At 51.6% G+C, this 20,808-nt stretch carries 15 protein-coding genes; 5 read left to right on the forward strand and 10 right to left on the reverse strand.

What is annotated here, in order from left to right; all coding sequences use genetic code 11:
- The first annotated feature begins 64 nt into the window (after positions 1–64).
- Positions 65–2,107: a M13 family metallopeptidase gene (locus ACFOE0_RS00100; RefSeq protein WP_248936398.1), complete on the forward strand. Its 2,043-nt coding sequence runs from the start codon at positions 65–67 to the stop codon at positions 2,105–2,107.
- Positions 2,108–2,185: 78 nt separating this feature from the next.
- Here the strand turns inward: ACFOE0_RS00100 and hxpB are convergent, their stop codons facing one another.
- Positions 2,186–2,842: a hexitol phosphatase HxpB gene (hxpB, locus tag ACFOE0_RS00105; RefSeq protein WP_248936706.1), complete on the reverse strand. Its 657-nt coding sequence runs from the start codon at positions 2,840–2,842 to the stop codon at positions 2,186–2,188.
- Between the two features lie 574 nt (positions 2,843–3,416).
- Here hxpB and acnB point away from each other — a divergent pair.
- Complete coding sequence (acnB, locus tag ACFOE0_RS00110) at positions 3,417–6,014, forward strand: bifunctional aconitate hydratase 2/2-methylisocitrate dehydratase (RefSeq protein WP_248936399.1); 2,598 nt, start codon at positions 3,417–3,419, stop codon at positions 6,012–6,014.
- A 134-nt stretch (positions 6,015–6,148) separates the two neighbouring features.
- On the opposite strand, the gene rsd is transcribed toward acnB, so the two are convergent.
- Positions 6,149–6,637, reverse strand: a complete 489-nt coding sequence (gene rsd / locus ACFOE0_RS00115; RefSeq protein ID WP_115138959.1) for a sigma D regulator — start codon at positions 6,635–6,637, stop codon at positions 6,149–6,151.
- A gap of 734 nt (positions 6,638–7,371) precedes the next feature.
- Between rsd and hemE the strand changes: the two genes are divergently transcribed.
- Positions 7,372–8,436: a uroporphyrinogen decarboxylase gene (gene hemE / locus ACFOE0_RS00120; protein WP_248936400.1), complete on the forward strand. Its 1,065-nt coding sequence runs from the start codon at positions 7,372–7,374 to the stop codon at positions 8,434–8,436.
- A 37-nt stretch (positions 8,437–8,473) separates the two neighbouring features.
- Here the strand turns inward: hemE and ACFOE0_RS00125 are convergent, their stop codons facing one another.
- From ACFOE0_RS00125 to ACFOE0_RS00140, 4 genes are all read right to left on the reverse strand, one after another.
- Positions 8,474–9,955, reverse strand: coding sequence for a sensor histidine kinase (locus ACFOE0_RS00125; protein ID WP_380711162.1), 1,482 nt, complete (start codon positions 9,953–9,955; stop codon positions 8,474–8,476).
- Positions 9,955–10,686, reverse strand: coding sequence for a response regulator transcription factor (locus ACFOE0_RS00130; RefSeq protein ID WP_248936402.1), 732 nt, complete (start codon positions 10,684–10,686; stop codon positions 9,955–9,957). Before ACFOE0_RS00130 ends, ACFOE0_RS00125 begins: the two co-directional genes overlap by 1 nt.
- Positions 10,687–10,757: 71 nt before the next feature.
- On the reverse strand, positions 10,758–11,492 hold the full coding sequence (locus ACFOE0_RS00135; protein ID WP_248936403.1) for a spondin domain-containing protein: 735 nt from the start codon (positions 11,490–11,492) through the stop codon (positions 10,758–10,760).
- An 11-nt stretch (positions 11,493–11,503) separates the two neighbouring features.
- Entirely contained in the window at positions 11,504–12,205 is a 702-nt protein-coding gene (locus tag ACFOE0_RS00140; protein WP_248936404.1) for a spondin domain-containing protein, read from the reverse strand.
- Between the two features lie 157 nt (positions 12,206–12,362).
- On the opposite strand from ACFOE0_RS00140, the gene ACFOE0_RS00145 reads away from it, so the two are divergent.
- Positions 12,363–13,166: an SDR family oxidoreductase gene (locus ACFOE0_RS00145; RefSeq protein WP_248936405.1), complete on the forward strand. Its 804-nt coding sequence runs from the start codon at positions 12,363–12,365 to the stop codon at positions 13,164–13,166.
- Positions 13,167–13,365: 199 nt separating this feature from the next.
- Entirely contained in the window at positions 13,366–13,743 is a 378-nt protein-coding gene (gene grcA, locus ACFOE0_RS00150) for an autonomous glycyl radical cofactor GrcA (RefSeq protein ID WP_248936406.1), read from the forward strand.
- A 59-nt stretch (positions 13,744–13,802) separates the two neighbouring features.
- On the opposite strand, the gene ACFOE0_RS00155 is transcribed toward grcA, so the two are convergent.
- The 4 genes from ACFOE0_RS00155 to purH all read right to left on the reverse strand — a co-directional run bounded on the left by ACFOE0_RS00155 (position 13,803) and on the right by purH (position 20,642).
- Positions 13,803–14,027: a hypothetical protein gene (locus tag ACFOE0_RS00155; RefSeq protein ID WP_248936407.1), complete on the reverse strand. Its 225-nt coding sequence runs from the start codon at positions 14,025–14,027 to the stop codon at positions 13,803–13,805.
- 133 nt (positions 14,028–14,160) lie between these two features.
- A complete protein-coding gene (locus ACFOE0_RS00160; protein ID WP_248936408.1) occupies positions 14,161–17,376 on the reverse strand; it encodes an ImpA family metalloprotease in 3,216 nt (1,071 codons plus the stop codon).
- A 175-nt stretch (positions 17,377–17,551) separates the two neighbouring features.
- Entirely contained in the window at positions 17,552–18,847 is a 1,296-nt protein-coding gene (gene purD, locus ACFOE0_RS00165; protein ID WP_248936409.1) for a phosphoribosylamine--glycine ligase, read from the reverse strand.
- Positions 18,848–19,037: 190 nt separating this feature from the next.
- Positions 19,038–20,642, reverse strand: coding sequence for a bifunctional phosphoribosylaminoimidazolecarboxamide formyltransferase/IMP cyclohydrolase (gene purH / locus ACFOE0_RS00170; protein WP_248936410.1), 1,605 nt, complete (start codon positions 20,640–20,642; stop codon positions 19,038–19,040).
- Positions 20,643–20,808: the final 166 nt, after the last annotated feature.

Raw genomic sequence — 20,808 nt, forward strand, 5'->3', positions numbered from 1 at the left:
GCCGGGAATCCCGATTAAAACTAGAGCCTGCTAAAACCAATAAAAGCCCTATTTGGAGAGTTTCATGAAGAAAGTCAGTAGTCTGGCGTTGGCTATCGCCCTGGGATTGGGCGTTGCCGGTTGCACCAGCCAATCCTATCAGCCGGAAAACCCTGTATCCGGTATTGAACATCAGCACTTTGATCAGCAAGTTCGTCATCAGGATGACCTCTATTACAGTGTTAATGGCAAGTGGCTGGCCAATACGCCTATCCCGGCTGATCGCTCCAACTATGGCACCTTTACTGAGTTGTATGAGAAAAGTCAGCAGTCGCTGAAACAGATTATCGAAACTGCGGCGGCTAAAGAGAATAAGAAGGCTGGCAGTACAGAGCAGAAGATTGGCGATTTTTATGACAGTTATATGGATACCCAACTGCTCGAGCAGTTAGGGGTCAGTCCACTGAAACCTTTACTGGAAGAGATTGCAGCCGCCAAAACCCATGAGCAGCTCTCTGCTGTTATCGGCAAACTCCTGATTAATGGCAGCAGTGGTCCTTTGGGCTTCTATGTAAACAATGATGCCAAGAACTCGACTCAGTACGCAGTGTATTTCAGCCAGTCAGGGCTGACTCTGCCGGACAGAGACTATTACCTGAAGTCAGATGAGAAGTTTAAAAATGCCAGGTTGGCATTGGGGAAGTATGTCACTGACGTCCTGGCCGCCGCTGACTATGAAGGCGCGCGCCGAGCTGCCCGCAGCGTTGAAGTGATTGAGACTCATATTGCTCAGGCGCAGTGGAGTCGCACTGAAAACCGCGATGCCAACAAGAGTTACAACAAGGTCAGTGTGGCAAAGTTCAGCGAAATGCTGGGTGCCTTCAATTACCCAGCCTTCGCTAAAGCCACAGGGCTGGACGGCAAGGTGACTGAAGTGATTGTGCGTCAGCCATCTTACATGGAAACCATTGGCAAGAAGTTCGGTAACTTCCCGGTGCGTATGTGGCAGGACTACCTGACCTTCCACCTGATTGATGGATACGCCGAGCTGCTGAGCCAGAACTTTGTGGATCTGCACTTTGGCTTCCACAGCAAGACCCTGATGGGCGTAGAAGCTCAGAAGCCTCGATGGAAGAAAGCAGTTGATGCGGCTGATCAGGTGATTGGTGAGCTGGTGGGCGAAGCCTATGTGGAGCAAAACTTCAAACCTGAAGCCAAGGCCCGCATGGAGGAGATGATCCAGAATCTGATCAAAGCCTTTGAGGTGAGCATCAATGAGCTGGAGTGGATGACACCCGAGACCAAACTGGCGGCTCAGGAGAAACTGTCCAAGTTCACTTATAAGATTGGTTACCCTGATGAGTGGCGTGACTACAGTGATCTGGAGATCAAGGCCGATGACCTGGTGGGTAACTATGAGCGTTACGCCCGCTTTGAGTACAGGGATATGATCGCCAAGCTGGGTAAGCCTATCGATAAGAATGAGTGGCATATGACACCACAGACGGTGAATGCCTACTTCAATCCGGTAAACAACGAGATTGTTTTCCCGGCCGCTATTCTGCAGCCGCCATTTTTCAATATGGAAGCCGATGATTCGGTGAACTATGGTGGTATCGGTGCCGTGATTGGCCACGAAATCAGTCATGGTTTCGATGATCAGGGCTCCAAGTATGATGGTGATGGCAACCTGAGAAACTGGTGGTCGGCGCAGGACAAGCGAGAGTTCCAAAAGCGCGCTCAGCAACTGAGCCGTCAATATGGTCAGTATGAAGCGCTGCCGGGACGTTTTGTTAATGGTGATATGACTCTGGGTGAGAACATTGGAGACCTGGGCGGCCTGACGGTGGCTCTGCGTGCCTATGAGATGAGTCTTGATGGCAAGCCAAGCCCTGTGATGGATGGGCTGTCCGGCGAGCAGCGGCTGTTTATCGGTTGGTCACAGATCTGGCGTCGTGCCTACCGTGACGAAGAGCTGGGTCGTCGCCTGTTGACCGACGTGCACTCACCAAGCCACTTCCGCGCTATGGGGACGCCACGTAACATCCCTGAGTTTTATGAAGTGTTTGAAGTCAAAGAGGGCGACGATATGTATTTGCCGCCTGAGCAGCGGGTGAAGATCTGGTAAATCCGGGTTTCATTCATTAGCGCTGAAACAAAAAGCCGGGCAATGCCCGGCTTTTTGTATGTGTCACTCAAAGGCTGGCTAAGCCAGCAACGACTTAAGCTCAGCCAGTGAGCTGAATTGATGATGCGCTGCAGCCCATCTGGCCTGCTCTGCCTGATCTACAGCCGGAATGACAACGGTTTGCATATTAGCGGCGCGGGCCGCAATCAGGCCGTTAAAGGAGTCTTCCACTGCCACACAGTTGGCTGGTGAAACTCCCAGACTGTCGGCGCAGTTGAGATACACCTCGGGATGAGGTTTGCCATACTTGAGCAGTTCAGCGCTTTCTATCCCATCGAAGCAGTCTCTTATCTTCAGGCTATCCAGCACTGCATTGACTATGTTCATTGGGGAAGAGGTTGCCAGGCCAACTTTCACACCGGCAGCCCTGCAGGCTTGTAAGGCTTCCAGTACATGGGGCATTGGCTGACCTTCAGCCAGAATACGGCCAACCACGCTATCGGCGATGGCATTGGCGGTGGCTTGCTTGTCATAGTTCTGCCAAGGTTTTCTGGCATACCAGTACTCGACCAACTGGTCGACCCGCAAACCTGTGGTGAGATGGGTTTCTTCCAGTGTCAGTGGCATACCAAGGGCATGGAAAACATCCAGCTCTGCCAGTTGCCACAGAGGTTCAGAATCTATCAATACACCGTCCATATCGAAGATGACGGCTTTAAGCTGAATGGTCACTATGGGTACCTGTAAGACTTGTTTATCATCATGATGGCATGAAAGCCGACTATCAAAAACAGATTGAGGACATACAAGTTATTGTGTTGTATGATTTTTGTTCCCTCATTCCCACTATGGTCTAATTTTCACCGGTTGGAATAAGGGATATTTTTGCCGCCGCAGTGGGATTTTACCGGCGCAAGGGTGTGATCTGATTCATACTTTTACCGGATTATTGTATACTGCGCCCGCAAGAATGGTCGAACCACTGTCCTGAAGGATGGATCTCGGGGTGGTGAAAGAGCAATCAAAGTGTGAGTTGTGTGACCTGACGGAGCCGGTACTGGCTTGCCTCGACATAGCGTGACGATGTGCAAGGCCAACCATGCTCAGGTAGGACGGGTCTTAAACGCTTTTTACTTAACGAACTTAAGTACCCAGGAGCATTCAATTCTGAGTGCCACGGATGGTGGCAGCTGTTCCCTACAAGCTGCAAGCCGAAAGTGTTTTGGGTTCACAGGAACCCGATCCCCCTGCTGATGGTCCCGGTAAAAACGGATTGGCGCAGCGCGCCAAAACAGAGAGGAATGTTGCCGTGCTAGAAGCATATCGTAAACACGTCGAAGAACGTGCTGCCGAGGGCGTTGTCCCTAAACCACTGGATGCACACCAGGTTGCTGAACTGGTTGAGTTGGTAAAGAACCCACCTGCCGGTGAAGAAGCATTTATTATCGACCTGCTGGAAAACCGTATTCCCCCCGGTGTTGACGAAGCAGCCTATGTAAAAGCCGGCTTCCTGGACGCCGTTGCCAAAGGCGAAGTCAGCTCACCAATCCTGAGCGCTGAGCGCGCAGTCGAACTGCTGGGCACCATGCAGGGTGGCTACAACATTGAGCCGCTGATCGCCCAACTGGATGATGCTGCCAAAGCCCCTCTGGCTGTTAAGGCGCTGTCCCATACCCTGTTGATGTTCGATGCTTTCCACGATGTTGTTGAGAAGATGAACGCTGGCAATGCTTTTGCCAAACAGGTTGTTGAGTCCTGGGCCAATGCCGATTGGTTCCTGCAGAAGCCCAAGCTGGATGACAAGATCACCCTGACCGTATTTAAAGTCACCGGTGAAACCAACACCGATGACCTGTCTCCTGCGCCTGATGCCTGGTCTCGTCCAGATATCCCACTGCATGCTCTGGCCATGTTGAAGAATGCCCGTGATGGTATTGAGCCGGATGAAGCGGGTGTTGTTGGCCCAATCAAGAAGATTGAAGAGCTGAAGACCCAGGGCCATCCACTGGTATATGTGGGTGATGTAGTAGGTACAGGTTCTTCCCGTAAGTCTGCCACCAACTCAGTACTCTGGTTTATGGGTGATGATATCCCACACGTACCAAACAAGCGTGCAGGTGGCTTCTGTCTGGGTGGAAAGATCGCGCCTATCTTCTTCAACACCATGGAAGATGCCGGTGCACTGCCAATCGAGCTGGACGTCAGCGCTATGGAAATGGGTGATGTGATTGATATCTTCCCATACCAGGGTGTCGTTAAGCGTCACGGCAGCGAGGATGTGATTTCCGAGTTTGAACTCAAGACCAAGGTACTGCTGGATGAAGTGCGTGCTGGTGGTCGTATCCCATTGATTATTGGCCGTGGTCTGACTGACCGTGCCCGTGAAACTCTGGGCCTGGAAGCCTCTGATGTGTTTGTACGTCCCGGCGATGTAGCCGATACCGGCAAGGGTTATACCCTGGCGCAGAAGATGGTTGGTAAAGCCTGTGGCGTGAAAGGTGTTCGTCCTGGCCAGTACTGTGAGCCCAAGATGACCTCTGTAGGTTCTCAGGACACCACAGGTCCTATGACCCGTGACGAGCTGAAAGATCTGGCCTGTCTGGGCTTCAGTGCCGACCTGACCATGCAGTCTTTCTGTCACACTGCTGCTTATCCAAAGCCAGTTGATGTGAATACTCACCACACCCTGCCTGACTTCATTATGAACCGTGGTGGTGTATCTTTGCGTCCGGGAGATGGTGTTATCCACTCCTGGCTGAACCGTATGTTGCTGCCTGATACTGTGGGCACAGGTGGTGACTCTCACACCCGTTTCCCAATCGGTATCTCTTTCCCTGCCGGTTCCGGTCTGGTGGCTTTTGCTGCTGCAACCGGTGTCATGCCACTGGATATGCCAGAGTCTGTTCTGGTTCGCTTCAAGGGCGAAATGCAGCCAGGCATCACACTGCGTGATCTGGTGCATGCGATTCCTCACAAAGCGATCGAAATGGGTCTGCTGACTGTGGAGAAGAAGGGCAAGAAGAACATCTTCTCCGGTCGCGTACTGGAAATTGAAGGTCTGGAGCATCTGAAGGTTGAACAGGCGTTCGAACTGTCTGACGCTTCTGCCGAGCGCTCTGCAGCCGGTTGTACCATCAAGCTGGATAAAGACCCAATCATCGAGTACCTGAACTCCAACATTGTAATGTTGAAGTGGATGATTGCTGAAGGTTATGGCGACCGTCGTACCATTGAGCGTCGTATTGCCGGTATGCAAGAGTGGTTGGCCAACCCAGAGCTGATGGAAGCTGATGCTGACGCCGAATACGCCGCTGTGATTGAGATTGATCTGAATGAAGTGAAAGAGCCTATCCTGTGTGCGCCAAACGATCCAGATGATGCCGTATTGCTGTCTAAGGTGGCCCAGACCAATATCGATGAGGTATTCGTAGGTTCCTGTATGACCAATATCGGTCACTTCCGTGCTCTGGGTAAGGTACTGGATAAGTTCTCCAAGCCACTGCCAACCCGTCTGTGGGTTGCGCCTCCAACCAAGATGGACAAGGACCAACTGACTGAAGAAGGATACTACGGTATCTTCGGTCGCGCCGGTGCACGTATCGAGATCCCGGGTTGTTCTCTGTGTATGGGTAACCAGGCCCGTGTAGCTGATGGTGCGACCGTTGTGTCTACCTCTACCCGTAACTTCCCGAACCGTCTGGGTACAGGTGCCAATGTTTATCTGGCATCGGCTGAACTGGCCGCGGTTGCCGCTCTGCTGGGTCGTCTGCCATCACCTGAGGAGTATCAGGAATACGCTAAAGAGATCGATGCAACTGCAGCCGATACATACCGTTACCTGAACTTTGATGAGATTGAGTCTTACACCAAGAAAGCCGGGGAAGTGATCTTCCAAAGCGCGGTGTAATCTCCGATTCCACATCATCTGCAAAGGTGATGTGGAATTCAGCCTTCGGGCAGAATCAAAAAAGGCCAGCGAATCGCTGGCCTTTTCTATTGGGATGGGTAACTGGTTACTGCACTATTAGTCCTTGTCAGTATCTATTGCACCACGGCAGCAGGTTCTGCCACATTGGTATAGACAATCTCAAGTAAGGTATCCTCCTGCTCAAAGCGACTTTCCATCGCTTCCATCAGGGCGCCGAGGTCTTTGTCCAGATCGTACAAAAGCTCTTCGTCTTTCGCTTCGGAATATTTGTCATTGAAATCGAGCGCGGCATCAGTGGTCTTACTGATCCTGGGGATGACCAGGTGTGCCCTGGCTTTGCATTCATCAGAGATGTTTTCACAGGTGCTGACCACCTGATCGTAGATCTCGAAGTGACCTTCGGATACATAATCTACCAGTAGGTCGCAGAAGGTTTTTACTTCCTCTAACTCTGGCAGTGTTCTACCCGGGGATTCATAGGGTGCCAGTCCTGCAATTTTGCAGTATTGCACTAACAACACCCGGCGGTTGTTCAGCCACTGGTCAATCAGCTTGTTGGAGCCACCCCATTTTTGTTGCGTTTGTTCCAATGTGGTCAGCATGGTTAGCCTCTTCAGATTTCCGCATCCCTTAGACCTAATGTAGGCCACGCATGTGCAGTTGATCAACTGTTTTCGCCGCAGTTCAGCGCTTTGTATGATTTCGCGTAATTTGGCTGTTTTCAATGGAAAAGTTGGCAAGATCCGTCTACCGGAATCAGGGAGAGATTTGATCGAAATAAGCGCTTTATGTATTAAAAAAGTATATTAAAAATAGCGGCTTGCTTGGATTGTCATACAGAAGTTTGAGTTAATGCAAAGATTGATGGTGAATCAATACTTATATTCAGTGAATAAAAACTCAAATTTATAGCAGGCAATAAAAAACCCGGTGGCAGTAACTGCAACCGGGCAAATAAAGATTTTCAGGGCTCGATGTGACGAGCTTCTTGATTGTTCTTGCTAGCGCAGAGTTTTTATACCATTGGGGCGGAACCCGTGCAACATTTTTTTGTCACACTCTTTTGGTGCTGTGTAGCTGTTCGCAAAATCCCCATATTTTTTGCAACTTGTGACAACTTTTATAAACCTTGTCAAGATGATAGGGATAAGTTCACAGAAATTGCCTCAGGATCGTTATTTTAGTCGCGCAAATGCTAAACTAGGCGCTCTCCGAAGGACCGAGAATAAGCTCGATTCAGGGGAGGGCGTACCCTGCATTAGCAGGCTTCAGCATTCGCACAGGACTGATGCGCCTTTCCCAGGTGCCAGATATCAACAAGTGTAGGAATAGCCAAATGGCAGAATTGAAGAATGATCGTTATTTACGCGCGTTATTAAAGCAACCTGTAGACGTGACTCCTGTATGGATGATGCGTCAGGCCGGTCGTTATTTGCCTGAGTACCGTGCCACCCGCGCCGAGGCCGGTGACTTTATGTCTCTGTGCCGCAATGCCGATCTGGCTTGTGAAGTGACCCTGCAGCCGCTGCGTCGTTTTGAGCTGGACGCCGCTATCCTGTTCTCCGACATTCTGACTGTTCCCGATGCAATGGGTCTGGGCCTGTATTTCGAAGCCGGCGAAGGCCCACGTTTCGAACGTCCTACCGATACTATCGACGCCATTAAAAAGCTGGCTATCCCGGATCCTGAAGATGAGCTGGGTTATGTAATGAATGCTGTTCGCACCATTCGCCGTGAACTGAAAGGTGAAGTGCCGCTGATCGGCTTCTCCGGTTCTCCATGGACTCTGGCCACTTATATGGTGGAAGGTGGTTCCAGCAAAGCATTCGAAAAGATCAAGCGTATGATGTACGCAGAGCCTGCAGCGCTGCACATGCTGCTGGACAAACTGGCTGACTCAGTCACTCTGTACCTGAACGCTCAAATCGCGGCAGGTGCCCAGTCTGTAATGATCTTTGACTCCTGGGGCGGCGCGCTGTCTCACGCGGCATATCGCGAGTTCTCCCTGCGCTATATGCAGAAGATCGTAGACGGTCTGACCCGTCACAACGAAGGCCGTCAGGTGCCAGTGACTCTGTTCACCAAAGGTGGTGGTCTGTGGCTGGAAGCTATGGCTGAAACCGGTTGTGACGCACTGGGTCTGGACTGGACTGTGGATATTGGTGATGCCCGTCGTCGCGTGGGTGATAAGGTTGCTCTGCAGGGTAATATGGATCCATCTGTACTGTATGCTTCTCCTGAACGTATCCGTGATGAAGTGGCTTCAATCCTGGCCAGCTATGGTGAAGGTACAGGCCATGTATTTAACCTGGGCCACGGCATCCATCAGTTTGCGGATCCTGAGCACGCAGGTGCGTTCGCTAAATCCATTCACGAACTGTCCGCTCAGTACCACAAGTAATCTCAGCCGGTTAGGCCGAAGACAATACAAAGCACCGCTATGCGGTGCTTTGCTGTTTTTGGGCGTCCACCATTTCCAGTGCCAGATATACACTGCAGCCTTTACCCGGCTCGCTCTCAATATGAATAGAGCAATTGAGCATAGTCGCCAGCTTTCGCACTATGGCCAGGCCTACCCCAAGTTGCGGCAGTGGACTGGCTTCCTCAAAACATGGGGCTTTGGGTTGACCTTGGGTCAGAGCTTCCAATTCATGCTGATGCATACCAGAGCCGGTGTCCCTTATCATGAGTTGCCAGCGGTCCTTTATCCATAGGGGTTTAATGACAATTTGCCCACCCGAAGGCGTATATCTCAGGGCGTTATCCAGCAGATTATTGAGGATGCGAGTGAGTAGCTGAGGGTCTGTGTTGAGCTGCAAGTCCCCACCCTCCATCTGCAGATTTACTCCTCTGGAGAGAGCTTTTGATTCAAAGCTCTGGTGGATGTCCAGCAGGAACTCACTGAGCTCAAATCTCGACACCTTGGGTTCAATAGTCTGATTTTCCAGTGCGCACAGCTCCAGCAGCTGAGCTAATAGCTGTTGAAGTTTATGGCCTGAGCTGGCAGCCAGCTCGATTAGCTTGTCGCGGTCACTGTCATCACCGCTCAGGCGCCAGGTCTCAATAAAACCCAGCAGAGAAGTCAGTGGCGTTTTCAGGTCGTGGGAAAGATGCAGCAAAAAGTCCTGTTTTGCCTTTTGTTGGTGTTTCATTTGTTGGTGCTGGCGGGTGACCTGAGCAAGCAGACTATTGATCTCATTGGCCAGATCAGTGACCTCGCGGGCCCCCTCATATTGGCCGGGCAGGGTTGGGGAGTTGCCTTTGTGCTGTTGCTGACGGATCCCGGTAAGATCTTTTGACAGACGCGTCAACGGTGCAGTCATAAACCTCAGCATCAAGGCGAACAGCAGCAGTGCGAACAGCATACTGATCAGTAAGTTCACCAACCAGGTTCGTTGCTGATGTCTGGCCAATACCGCAGATTGCCAGTGGTCAAACTCTTCGCCGCCGATAATGACGTAAAGATAGCCGGTCAGCGCACCGGCGGGATCTCTCAGCTCACTGACGGAGAAAATTTTCTCAACCTCCTTACCTCTGGGGTCTGTACCAAATACAGGTAAGGCCTGCTGGTTGAGAAAGGCCTGTATGCGGGTCAGATCGACCTGGGGAGAGAGAATTTTTTCCTGCGGGGCATCGTAAGCGACAACTCTGCCGCCGGGATCCAGAGTGTAGATCTCAAAGCTGGGGCCAAGCAACATAAAATCATGGAAGGCTTCTTTCAGCGCTGCATCAGAGGTAATCCCCTGGGAGAGCATGGGGTTAATATGCGCCATATGTTCTGCCAATTCTTTGTGCAGCGACTGCTGCACCAGCTCTACACTGGCTTCATGGCTGAAATCCAGCCATTGCCATAACAGGGTTAGCAGCAGGAAAACCAGCAGACAGGATGACAGCATGAGTCGGCTGAACATACTGCCCATCAGGCATGAACCTCTGTCGCTGATGGCGGTGCAAATTTGTAGCCGACTCCCCACACAGTTTTGACTGTTTCGGCCAGTCTGGGACGTCCTGAAAGCTTACTGCGCAGTCGGTTGATATGGCTGTTGACCGTATGCTCGTAGCCTTCGTAATTCAGTCCCCACACAGCTTCCAGCAGTTGCATACGGCTGAATACTTGTTGGGGATGGCTGGCAAGAAAAGTGAGCAGGTCAAACTCTCTGGCGGTCAGTTGCAGTTGAGTGTCATCGGCGATAACTTCCCGTGATTCACAATTGATGGTGATGCCGTTGAACTGCAGGGATTTATCTTCCTCTTTATGCTGAAACCTTAGCCTGGCTTTTACTCTGGCTCTTAACTCCAACACACTGAATGGCTTGGTAATATAGTCGTCTGCACCACTTTCAAGGCCCAACACGACATCGGCTTCACTGTCCTTGGCTGTCAGCAAGACTATGGGGACGGCGAGGCCCTGCTGACGAATTTGCTGGCATAGCATCAAACCATCGCCATCCGGTAACATACGGTCCATCAGTAGTAGGTCTATGTGCTCTGTTGCCAGTAACTGGCTGGCATATTGAAGGGTTGAAGCGTGTAACACCCTGTATCCCATGGCATTAAGGTTCAATTGAACTAATTGGGAAAGGTCTTGTTCATCTTCAACCAGCAGAATGGTGCTTAACTTGCTTTGAAAGTCACGATTAGGCGTATCCATAAATCCCTCCCTCCTGCAGGTCTCAAACATGACCCGCAGGGGGAGAAATATATTTCACCAAAGGTTTTAATTTATTTGGTTCGGGTGATAGTAATCATGGCTACCGGGTTATCAAACCTGTGTGAGGCTGACAGCACTGAGTCCATCAAGCCATCATCCATGCTGATTACACCGGGATGAATATGCACTCTGTCTACATCACCTTCACGGGATTCATTAAAGCCCTCTCCACCGTCAGCGGGTCCCGGCATAGTGCCTTTGGCCTCTGAATTAGCTTCGGTGCCTGCGTCGTAGGCCATAGTGCGGTAGCTCATGCTTTCATCGATTGCCAAATCGGTCAGGTCGATTCCCTGCACACCGGTAAAGGCATCATTGGTATTAACCAGCATGGTGATTACGGCTAAGTTGGCCACTCTGGCTTCCGGAATTTCCATACTAATAGTATCCGTCGCGCCCGGGCCAACCGCGCCACTACCGCTGACTGTTCCTGTAACTCCCTGCAGTTCGGATAGATCTGAGGTATCGCCTCCTTCAGCCAGTTTTTCCAGGGCGACACTTGCCATTTCACCTGCCATCCAGAGTTGCACATCATCATTGTGCTGCAATGTTGCTACAGGCGACAAAGGCTGATTGGCGGTTAGGTTGGTAATGGTTACTTCAAAGTTCTTTGTCACCACAGCAGGAGGCTCAGGCATTTCCGGCGGTGGGGTATTGTCGTTGTCAGAGCAAGCGGCCAGCATCAGAGTTGCCGACGCCAACAGGGTCAGCTTGATGCGGGTTGAGTTAAATCTGGTTGTTATAGTCATGGGCTACCCCCTTACTTCACTGTAACAGTGAGCTTGGCGACAGGGTTGAGCCAACGGTGAACCTGGCTGTTGAGATCACTGACACCACCGGCGCTGTCCATATCACCCACTACGCCGGGGTGGATATGTACCTTATCGTTATCTGAGGTGTCATTCAGCCCTGTACCGTTTTCACCACCTGCCCCCCCCGGTGCTGCAGGAATACCGGGCGTCCCCGGAGCGCCACCGCCATTAACTATCTCGTCGTTGGCCTCTGTACCGGCGTCATAGCCGTTCAAGTAAATGGTGTAGATCCCGCCTTCTGTTGGGATCTTCCAGGAATCCAGACCGACAAAACCATCATTGGTCGGCAGGATCATTGCTGTGACCGACAGATACCCATTATCACCTGTGTCCAACATCATGGACTCAGTGGTCATGCCCGGTGCCATCAGACCGCCAGCCGGGTTTTCCAGAACTACACCGGATGCGCCTGTTACCGCGGCAGAGAGATCATCAATAGCGCCTCCTTCTGCCATTTTTTGCAGTGCAGCACTGGCAGCTTCTCCCGCGTGAAACAGAGCGATATCGTTATTGTGAGCAGCCACCAGCACAGGGGTAAAGTAGTTACCATGAGTCAGGTTGCTGATTTGAATATCCAGTTGTGCGGCCTGGGTTGGCAGGCCCAAAATGGCGCTCATCAGGGCACCGATGGACAGAGCTTTAGTGTTCATAAATAGTCTCCTGGACTGAGTTTTTGGTCTTTGTCGATCGTTACTCTGCCAAAGGGATCTCACCCGCTTATCGCCAAAATCTCACAAATTTGTCACATTTGATTGATTTGAACATTTCCCTGTGCGAGGTTGAGGTCTCACTGAAAGGGGACCTTAAATGCATGAGTTACAAGATAAAGTTGTAGTGATAACAGGGGCTTCCGAGGGAATTGGCCGGGCCCTGGCAAAGGCGATGGCGCCGCTTGGATGTCATCTTGTACTCTGTGCCCGCAACAGTGAGCGGCTGGATTCACTGATGAATGAGATCAAGCACTCCGGAGGTCAGGCCACCGCCTTTGTGATGGATGTGACTGACAGGCTTAGTTGTGCAGATCTGGTCACCTTGTGTGAAGTGGAGTTGGGGAGTCTTGATATTCTCATTCACAACGCCGGTATGACTATGTGGTCCAGATTTGATCAACTGTCAGATCTGGGAGTGATGGAGAAATTGGTACGGGTCAATTACCTGGCCCCCATGCAATTGACCAAATTGGCGCTTCCTGCATTGAAAAGAGTCAAGGGGCAGATTGTCGTCGTGTCGTCATTGGCTGGATTGACCGGAGTGCCGGAGCGCAGCGGTTACTGTGCTTCCAAGCATGCGGTGAGTGGTTTTTTCGATTCGCTCCGTATTGAGTTGGCACAGGATGGGGTGGCTGTGACTCAAATCTATCCGGACTTCGTCAAATCTGAGATCCACAAACGGGCACTGGATGCCAAAGGGGAACCACTTGGTACGTCTCCCATGCAGGTGGATAAGTTGATGACAGCTGAACAGTGTGCAGCCCTTATGGTTCCGGCTATAGTCAGTCGTCAGCGTGAGCTTTTGACTTCAGGCAGAGGAAAGTTGGGTAAGTGGTTAAGAATCTTCTGGCCAGGCATGTTGGACAGGATTGCACTTAAGGCGATTCAACAGCGTAAATAGAGTGATCGCGAATTTTACAAGTTAGTGATCACTGGCGCAGGCAGATGAGTCTGTGGCTGGAAAGTGAAATTAACAATTTCAGTTCGAACACAAGATATAGTGTGTGTGTCGCAAAATTAACACAAAAAATGCTATCAGGTTTGAAAAAAAGCATCTACAATCCCGCTCATTATCTGTGGTTAATTTAGGTGAACTCATAATGATTTCTGCATTCCAAATTACTCAATCACCATCCGAAGAACTGATCAACTCCATCTGGTTGCACGACCAGGAAGAGGGTACTGTGCGCTGCGTAGCGGCCAAGAACCAGGAGATGACCGACAATGTTGCAGCTTATGCTGAGTTGGGCGAGTTTGAATCCCGTCCGGTAAATATTGAGGCTCCTGCTCTGCGTGAAGGTGGTCAGCACCTGAACGTAAACGTACTGAAGCGCGAAACTCTGGAAGACGCTATTGCTCACCCAGAGAACTACCCTCAGCTGACCATCCGTGTATCCGGTTACGCAGTGCGTTTCAACTCTCTGACTCCAGATCAGCAGAGAGACGTGGTTACCCGTACTTTCACCAAGAGCCTGTAATTGCTCAGGACCTCTGTTATGAGGCTGGTGTTTGAATAGAAATAGGCTGCAATTGCAGCCTATTTTTTTGGATTCTCATTAAGGTGTTTTGATAACGCCTGGGCGGCGTCATGATGGCTGGCATCTTCGACATCCATCACCACAGCGGCTTTGTGGCCCGTCATATCTTCTGCGATATGCAGCCAGTCAGGGTGCCAGTAAAAGTGCATACCGGAAATACTTTCCCAATTATGCACGCCGTCTTTCTCACCGTTGTAGATCAGATTATCTATTTCTCTGGACATGGTTCTTACCTCTCCAATAGTTCCAGTTGACTCCCCCGATAGTGAGCTTGCAGGCGAGTGTCGGCAAGTGAAGAAAAGTTAAAAAAACGCCCGGGGGAAACCGGGCGAAATCACATCAAAACTTCTTATTGAGTCAGGCCTGGGGAACCGGACAATTGGACGGGCTGCTACCGTCGCGCCACACAGTGGTGCCGTCAATCACAGATAAAGGCAGGAAGGTGAGTCCCTCGCTCATATTGGCTGGTGGCAGATCGGTTTCCAGAATATACATGCCCATGGGCAATACTCCTTTGCTGCTGTTGGCCTGTGTCTGGGTGGCGGCCAGGCTGGAGTATCTCAGACCCAGCAGGTCAAAGTGACTACGCCAATCCATACCAGTCAGCCTGCTCAGCGATACCAACATAAAGTCATTGCCCGGAATATCCCTAACACTTCGTCCGCCGTAGACAGTGTGTCCCTGATAGGGGAAGAGTCCAAAGCCAAGCTGGTCTTTATTGGCATCCCACTGCTCAGCGTTTTGGGCGTGGTGACCAAAGATCCTCTGGTGCTGATAAAGCAGAGTGAAGATATTGAAGCCGTTCGCCAGTTTGGTGCCATCTGTCATCTCCATACCGTGGGCACGCAGCGCCATCTGAATATAGAAAGCCATTCTGTAGCCGTTATGAATTGCGTAGTTGTTGCTGTACCAGGGCGCTTCATAACGGCTGCTTCCTTGGTCCAACACATTACAATTGGCACCCAGAACTACTCGCTCTCCTGCGCTATTTTTTGTTTCGGTGGCATCGGACATAAACACATAGAAGAGGTCTTTGTGGTTCATATGGCCATCGGTAATCACGTCGGTATTGCCGTCACGCAAGTAATGGGCCTGCCACTTCACGACATAGGGGAAGATGTTGTTTGAGTTTTCACCTGCGCGGCTGCCATATCCAGCCCAGTTGTCGGTATTGGCTTCAGAGGCGTATTGCACGTTCAGCTTGTTGGTTTGCAGGTTGTGCCCCAATTCGTGGTTATCGCCCCATCCGGTCGGGCTGATGTTCCAGCCTGCATCCCAGGGGTTGCCGCTGCAGCCCCAACCACAGTGTGCATTCTGGTCATAGTTGGCGTGCTGAATAATGCTGCGGGTATGCAGGGCTTCATCCAGGCACTCCGGTCCAAGCAGATTGACACAGGCCTGGCTGACATCCGCAGGCAGTGATTGCGCCAGAGTCTTGCCCTGGATCTTGTATCCGGCAAGAGTGTACACCGCATTGATATGGTCTTCAGAGATGCTCGTCAGCAGGGCATTTACATCAGGGATGCTGCCGCCTATGGCATTTTCAAATTTATCCCTGCGCATATGCTGCTCAGCACCAAAGGAGCGCAGGTCTATATGGGGCAGTTCAGTCTGGGCAAGACGGTCATTGAAAGCCTGGAACTGAGCCTGATCGCTGAAGTCCATAATTGCCGGGTGCAGGGCGATACCCGATGCCGAAACATCTGCGGATTGCTCGCCTTCGCCACCGCGGAAGTAGAGATACAGAGGGCCACCATAGGGGCTGGAAAAGCTGATGGATTCACCTGCGGTCAGCGGCAGGCGCTGGGTGGCCAGCTCAAGTGGTCCTCGATAAATCTTCTGCTCAAAGGCACGGTTGGTATTGGGCCTGTGGTAGTTGAGTTTTATCTCCACTGATGAGCTGTGCGTGTCGTGGCGGGTCAGGGTAACGGTTTGCCCCGGCAGTACATACCAGCCTGTGGTGGTCCACTGGTTGGGGTAAGGCACTGAAATGGTCTTGCGTCCTGAGGTGGTTTCAGGGTGCTGATAGTGGGCGTCACTGCCTTTGCTCAGGTTGCCCCGCTCAGTGATATATTCACCCAAATCCGGCTGGGCACTGTTGTTCGGGCGGGCGTAGTTCACCAGCCAGTCGGAAAACATCGCTTGCTGCCATGCCTGGTGTTCTTCCCAGGCGATTGGGTAGTCGATGGTTTCACGGTATTTGTCTGCCAGCAGTAAGCTGGCTTTAAGCGTGTTTGCTGAGTCCAGGGTGAAGGCATTGGTGGCTGCTCTGTCCAGAGTTGCCGCAGCGTTTCTCAGCCAGTCAGCGCCGCCTTTAAAATCCCGGGTAAACTCTGCTTCATTACAATTGATAAAGTTACCCCGGCAGTTATCCAGCAGGCTGGTGGTGAAATTACCGCTTTGCATATTGGCCAGCAGAGTATCCACGCCTCTGAGATTAACATCATCCTGTTTGATGGTGGCGACACTCAGGTCGCTTACCTGAAGTTTCTGCCAATAGTTGCCGTAGGTGGCCAGCCCCATTTGCTGATACAGGGGAGAGAGCATGTCACTGGCATGGCGTCGGTAGTTTGAAAGTAGCAGTGGGATACCTTCAGATTGCGCTTTTTCTACTGCATCCTTAATGCCCTGATGGCCAAGACTTTCTCTGTCGATATCTGACAATACAATCAGATCCGGCTTGAGAGTGTCGATACAGGTACCAAGCGCAGCATAATCGCAGCTGTTGGCATCATTGATGACATGGGCGTCAGGATAGTGTTCTGCCAGCCAACTGCGTATACCTTCGTTATGGGGGAAGTACCAGCTGTCAGCCCGACTGGGCATCTGAGCTGTGACTATGCTCAGACCATCCTTTGTATCATTGCCCTGTGTTAGCCAGCCGATAAGGCCTTTTAACAGGGTATCTGTCTCAGTTGATCTGTTTACCGAAAACAGATTGGAACCCATGGCTGCAGAGCGATTGCCATCCAGCTCGGATACCATGACCAGACCTCTGACTGCCGAATCGCCATTGCCATTAATGTTGGATGGCAGCAGGGTGAATGTGGACTCAGGTAAAAAGCCGGTAAAGGTAATGGAGTCGTGGGTGGGGTGCCAGGTGAGCTGACTGACATCCTGGAAGATCTGGTCTACCAGATCTTTGCGTTTCTCTTCACTGGTATTGATAGCGCCACGGGCATATGCAATCAGCTCTTCGGCGCTGGCCAGTTTGTGGCTTTGCTGGCGTACAGCATTCTCGGCATTGGTGATAAAGCTGGCGCTGATGTCACAGTCAGCCGTCATATTGGACGTGGTGTAAGTGTTACCATCGAGATTACCGCCACAGCCTGATATCTGCTCAAGTACATAGCCAGAGTCAGGTGCTATGGTGAAACTTCCCTGCTTTCCTGACTCTACCTCCAGGCTGATCGGTTGCAACTGGCCACCGGTTCCGGTCTGTGTACTGGCCTGATAAAGAGTCGGAGTTGGTGGGGGAGTAACTCCTCCTGAGTTATCTCCCTCATCGGAAGAGCCGCCTCCACAGCCAGTAAGCGCCAATGTAAGGGCGCCGAAAACCAATGTGTATCTCATGCACAATCCTTGTTGAACATATGTTGCAAGTGGCAATTATTATAGCGGCGAACGCTCAGGGTTAAAGGTAATAATCCTTTAAAAACATAAATTTATGCGTCATTCAAATGGCGGGCGTCAAAAAAACAAAAAGCCCCGGGACTGTGCCGGGGCTTTGACTGCATCAGGATAGAGATCAGCTGTTTTCGCGGGCGATAGCGCGGTAACCGATATCGGTGCGGAAGAACACATCATCCCAGTGCACTTTGTCCACCAGAGCATAAGCAGCTTGTTGGGCTTCAGTCACTGTATTACCCAGGGCAGTTGCACACAGTACGCGGCCGCCATTGGTTGTGACATGGCCGTCCTGCATTTTTGTACCTGCGTGGAACACTTTGGCATCAGTGTTACCCAGATCCAGGCCTTCAATCACATCGCCCTTACGGTAACTTTCCGGGTAACCACCGGCCGCCATGACCACACCCAGAGCGGCGCGCTCGTCATATTCGGCGGTGACTTGATCCAGCTCGCCGCGGCAGGCTGCCAAACACAGTTCAACCAGATCTGACTTAAGACGCATCATGATCGGTTGGGTTTCCGGGTCACCAAAGCGGCAGTTATATTCCAGTACCTTGGATTGGCCCTGGGTATCCACCATCAGGCCTGCATACAGGAAGCCGGTATAGGTGTTACCTTCCGCAGCCATACCGTCTACAGTTGGGCGGATCACATTGGTCATTACCCAGTCGTGTACATCGGCAGTGACTACAGGAGCGGGGGAGTAAGCACCCATACCGCCGGTATTGGGACCGTTATCGGCATTGTCGCGGGCTTTGTGGTCCTGGCTGGTGGCCATTGGCAGAATATTGTTGCCATCCACCATGACGATAAAGCTGGCTTCTTCACCTACCAGGAACTCTTCTACCACCACGCGGCTGCCTGCTTCACCAAACTTGTTGCCCGCCAGCATATCTTCGATAGCGGCATCAGCTTGAGCCTGATTCTGGGCGATGATCACGCCTTTACCTGCTGCCAGGCCGTCGGCTTTAATCACCACAGGGAAGCCGGTTTTGTTGGTCAGTTCAGTGACGAAGGACTTGGCCGGGGCAATTTCGGTAAAGTTCTGATAGGCGGCCGTAGGGATATTGTGGCGGGCCAGAAAATCCTTGGTGAAAGCCTTGGAGCCTTCCAGCTGAGCGGCTGCCTGAGTCGGACCAAAGATGGCCAAATCCGCTGCGCGGAAGGCATCTACTACACCGATAACCAGAGGAGCTTCAGGGCCGACTATGGTCAGGGCGACATCATTGCTTTTGGCAAATTCAACCAAAGCAGCGATATCCGTCACCTCAATGGCGACATTTTCCAGCTTGGGTTCAAGTTCAGTACCGGCGTTACCCGGGGCAACAAATACGGTTTCTACTTCAGGATTCTGAGCGGCTTTCCAACCTAGGGCGTGCTCTCTGCCACCGCCACCAATTACGAGAATCTTCATCGTTTTGTCCTTGTTATCATTTAATGCGCTTTGCCACAGGCTGAATTTCGGTGTCAGGCTTGCTCATTTATGCTTATAAACTCCGCGAGCCTTCCTTGAACTTCAGCCCGTGACCGCAGCTTAACTATCGACTCCATATCATGTGTCTCAATGACATAGGCCGAAGAGCTGCGGCGCAACAGACTTTAGATTAATGACGGAAATGGCGCATGCCGGTAAACACCATGGCCATGCCATGTTCATCGGCCGCTGCGATAATCTCTTCATCTCGGATTGAACCGCCCGGCTGGATAATACAGCTGATACCAGCAGCTGCGGCGGCATCGATACCATCACGGAATGGGAAGAAGGCGTCTGATGCCATCACACTGCCCTCAACCTGCAGTCCTTCATCAGCGGCCTTGATGCCAGCGATTTTGGCACTGTAAACACGGCTCATCTGACCGGCGCCAACACCTATGGTCATGCCTTCTTTGGCATAGACAATGGCATTGGATTTAACGAACTTGGCCACTTTCCAGCAGAACAGCAGGTCTTTCAGCTCTTCGGCAGTAGGCGCACGCTTGGTCACGACCTTGAGGTCATCCAGCCCAACCATGCCCTGATCTCTGTCCTGGATCAGCAGACCACCATTCACGCGCTTGTAGTCCAGTGTTTTGGTCTGGCTATTCCACTGACCACACTCCAGTAGACGTACATTGGCTTTCTTTGCGACCACATCACGGGCAGCCTGGCTGACACTTGGTGCAATAATCACTTCAACAAACTGACGCTCAACAATGGCTGCTGCGGTGTCTGCATCCAGCTCGCCGTTAAAGGCGATGATGCCACCGAAGGCTGAGGTTGGGTCTGTTTTGAATGCGCGGTCATAGGCTTCAAGCAGGTTGTTGCCCAGAGCTACACCGCATGGGTTGGCGTGCTTAACAATAACGCAGGCCGGCGCATCGAACTCTTTGACACATTCCAATGCGGCATCGGTGTCGGCGATATTATTGTAAGACAGTGCCTTGCCCTGCAGCTGTACGGCAGTGGCCACAGAGGCTTCATCGATTTGAGTATCCACGTAAAAAGCGGCTTTCTGGTGGCTGTTTTCGCCGTAACGCAGATCCTGCTTCTTCACCAATTGGGTGTTGTAGGTGCGTGGGAATTTGGAATCAGCTTTACTCTCATCTTCTGAATGGGCCGGAACCCCATGCATAGGAACAAGGGTACCGAAGTAATTGGCAATCATGCCGTCATAAGCCGCAGTGTGCTCAAAGGCAGCAATCGCCAGGTCAAAGCGGGTAGCATGAGTCGTTGAGCCTTCATTGGCAGCCATCTCAGCCAGAACTTTGCCATAGTCTTTGGCGTTGACCACGATAGTCACATCTTTGTGGTTCTTGGCTGCGGCGCGAACCATGGTAGGGCCACCGATATCAATGTTCTCGATAGCGTCTTCCAGGGTGCAACCTTCTTTGGCGACCGTTTGTGCGAAGGGGTAAAGGTTAACCGCAACCAGATCGATGGCGTTGATACTATTGTCGGCCATCACTGCTTCGTCGGTGCCGCGACGAGCCAGAATGCCGCCGTGAACTTTGGGGTGCAGGGTTTTAACGCGACCATCCATGATCTCAGGGTGACCTGTGTAGTCCGACACTTCAGTAACCGGCACACCATTGTCAGCCAGCAATTTGGCAGTGCCGCCGGTGGACAGCAGTTCTACGCCAGCCTGATGCAGTGCCTGGGCAAATTCGAGGATACCGGTTTTATCGGAAACGCTGAGCAGCGCGCGACGGATAGGTCTTGGAGTTGTCATTTGTTCACAGGGTCCAGTTTGTTGTTGGTTGGCGCAGACGCACACCCGCCCACAGGCAGACTGACAGCATCAGCGCTTCACCTTAAGTTCAAGGATCTTTCGGAAAACAGCGTATACACATTGTTGCGCAGTCGCTGCTTTCCAAAAGTCCCTTTAACAAACTGGA

It is taken from the genome of Shewanella submarina, assembly GCF_042646185.1.
Taxonomy (GTDB): Bacteria; Pseudomonadota; Gammaproteobacteria; order Enterobacterales; family Shewanellaceae; genus Shewanella; species Shewanella corallii.

Excerpts from the sequence above, each read along its gene's own strand:
- ACFOE0_RS00100 (WP_248936398.1), top strand. The coding sequence starts at position 65 with ATGAAGAAAGTCAGTAGTCTGGCGTTGGCTATCGCCCTGGGATTGGGC.
- rsd (WP_115138959.1), bottom strand. The coding sequence starts at position 6,637 with ATGCTGACCACATTGGAACAAACGCAACAAAAATGGGGTGGCTCCAAC.
- hemE (WP_248936400.1), top strand. The coding sequence starts at position 7,372 with ATGGCAGAATTGAAGAATGATCGTTATTTACGCGCGTTATTAAAGCAA.
- ACFOE0_RS00125 (WP_380711162.1), bottom strand. The coding sequence starts at position 9,955 with ATGGGCAGTATGTTCAGCCGACTCATGCTGTCATCCTGTCTGCTGGTT.
- ACFOE0_RS00130 (WP_248936402.1), bottom strand. The coding sequence starts at position 10,686 with ATGGATACGCCTAATCGTGACTTTCAAAGCAAGTTAAGCACCATTCTG.
- ACFOE0_RS00135 (WP_248936403.1), bottom strand. The coding sequence starts at position 11,492 with ATGACTATAACAACCAGATTTAACTCAACCCGCATCAAGCTGACCCTG.
- ACFOE0_RS00140 (WP_248936404.1), bottom strand. The coding sequence starts at position 12,205 with ATGAACACTAAAGCTCTGTCCATCGGTGCCCTGATGAGCGCCATTTTG.
- ACFOE0_RS00145 (WP_248936405.1), top strand. The coding sequence starts at position 12,363 with ATGCATGAGTTACAAGATAAAGTTGTAGTGATAACAGGGGCTTCCGAG.
- grcA (WP_248936406.1), top strand. The coding sequence starts at position 13,366 with ATGATTTCTGCATTCCAAATTACTCAATCACCATCCGAAGAACTGATC.
- ACFOE0_RS00155 (WP_248936407.1), bottom strand. The coding sequence starts at position 14,027 with ATGTCCAGAGAAATAGATAATCTGATCTACAACGGTGAGAAAGACGGC.
- ACFOE0_RS00160 (WP_248936408.1), bottom strand. The coding sequence starts at position 17,376 with ATGAGATACACATTGGTTTTCGGCGCCCTTACATTGGCGCTTACTGGC.
- purD (WP_248936409.1), bottom strand. The coding sequence starts at position 18,847 with ATGAAGATTCTCGTAATTGGTGGCGGTGGCAGAGAGCACGCCCTAGGT.
- purH (WP_248936410.1), bottom strand. The coding sequence starts at position 20,642 with ATGACAACTCCAAGACCTATCCGTCGCGCGCTGCTCAGCGTTTCCGAT.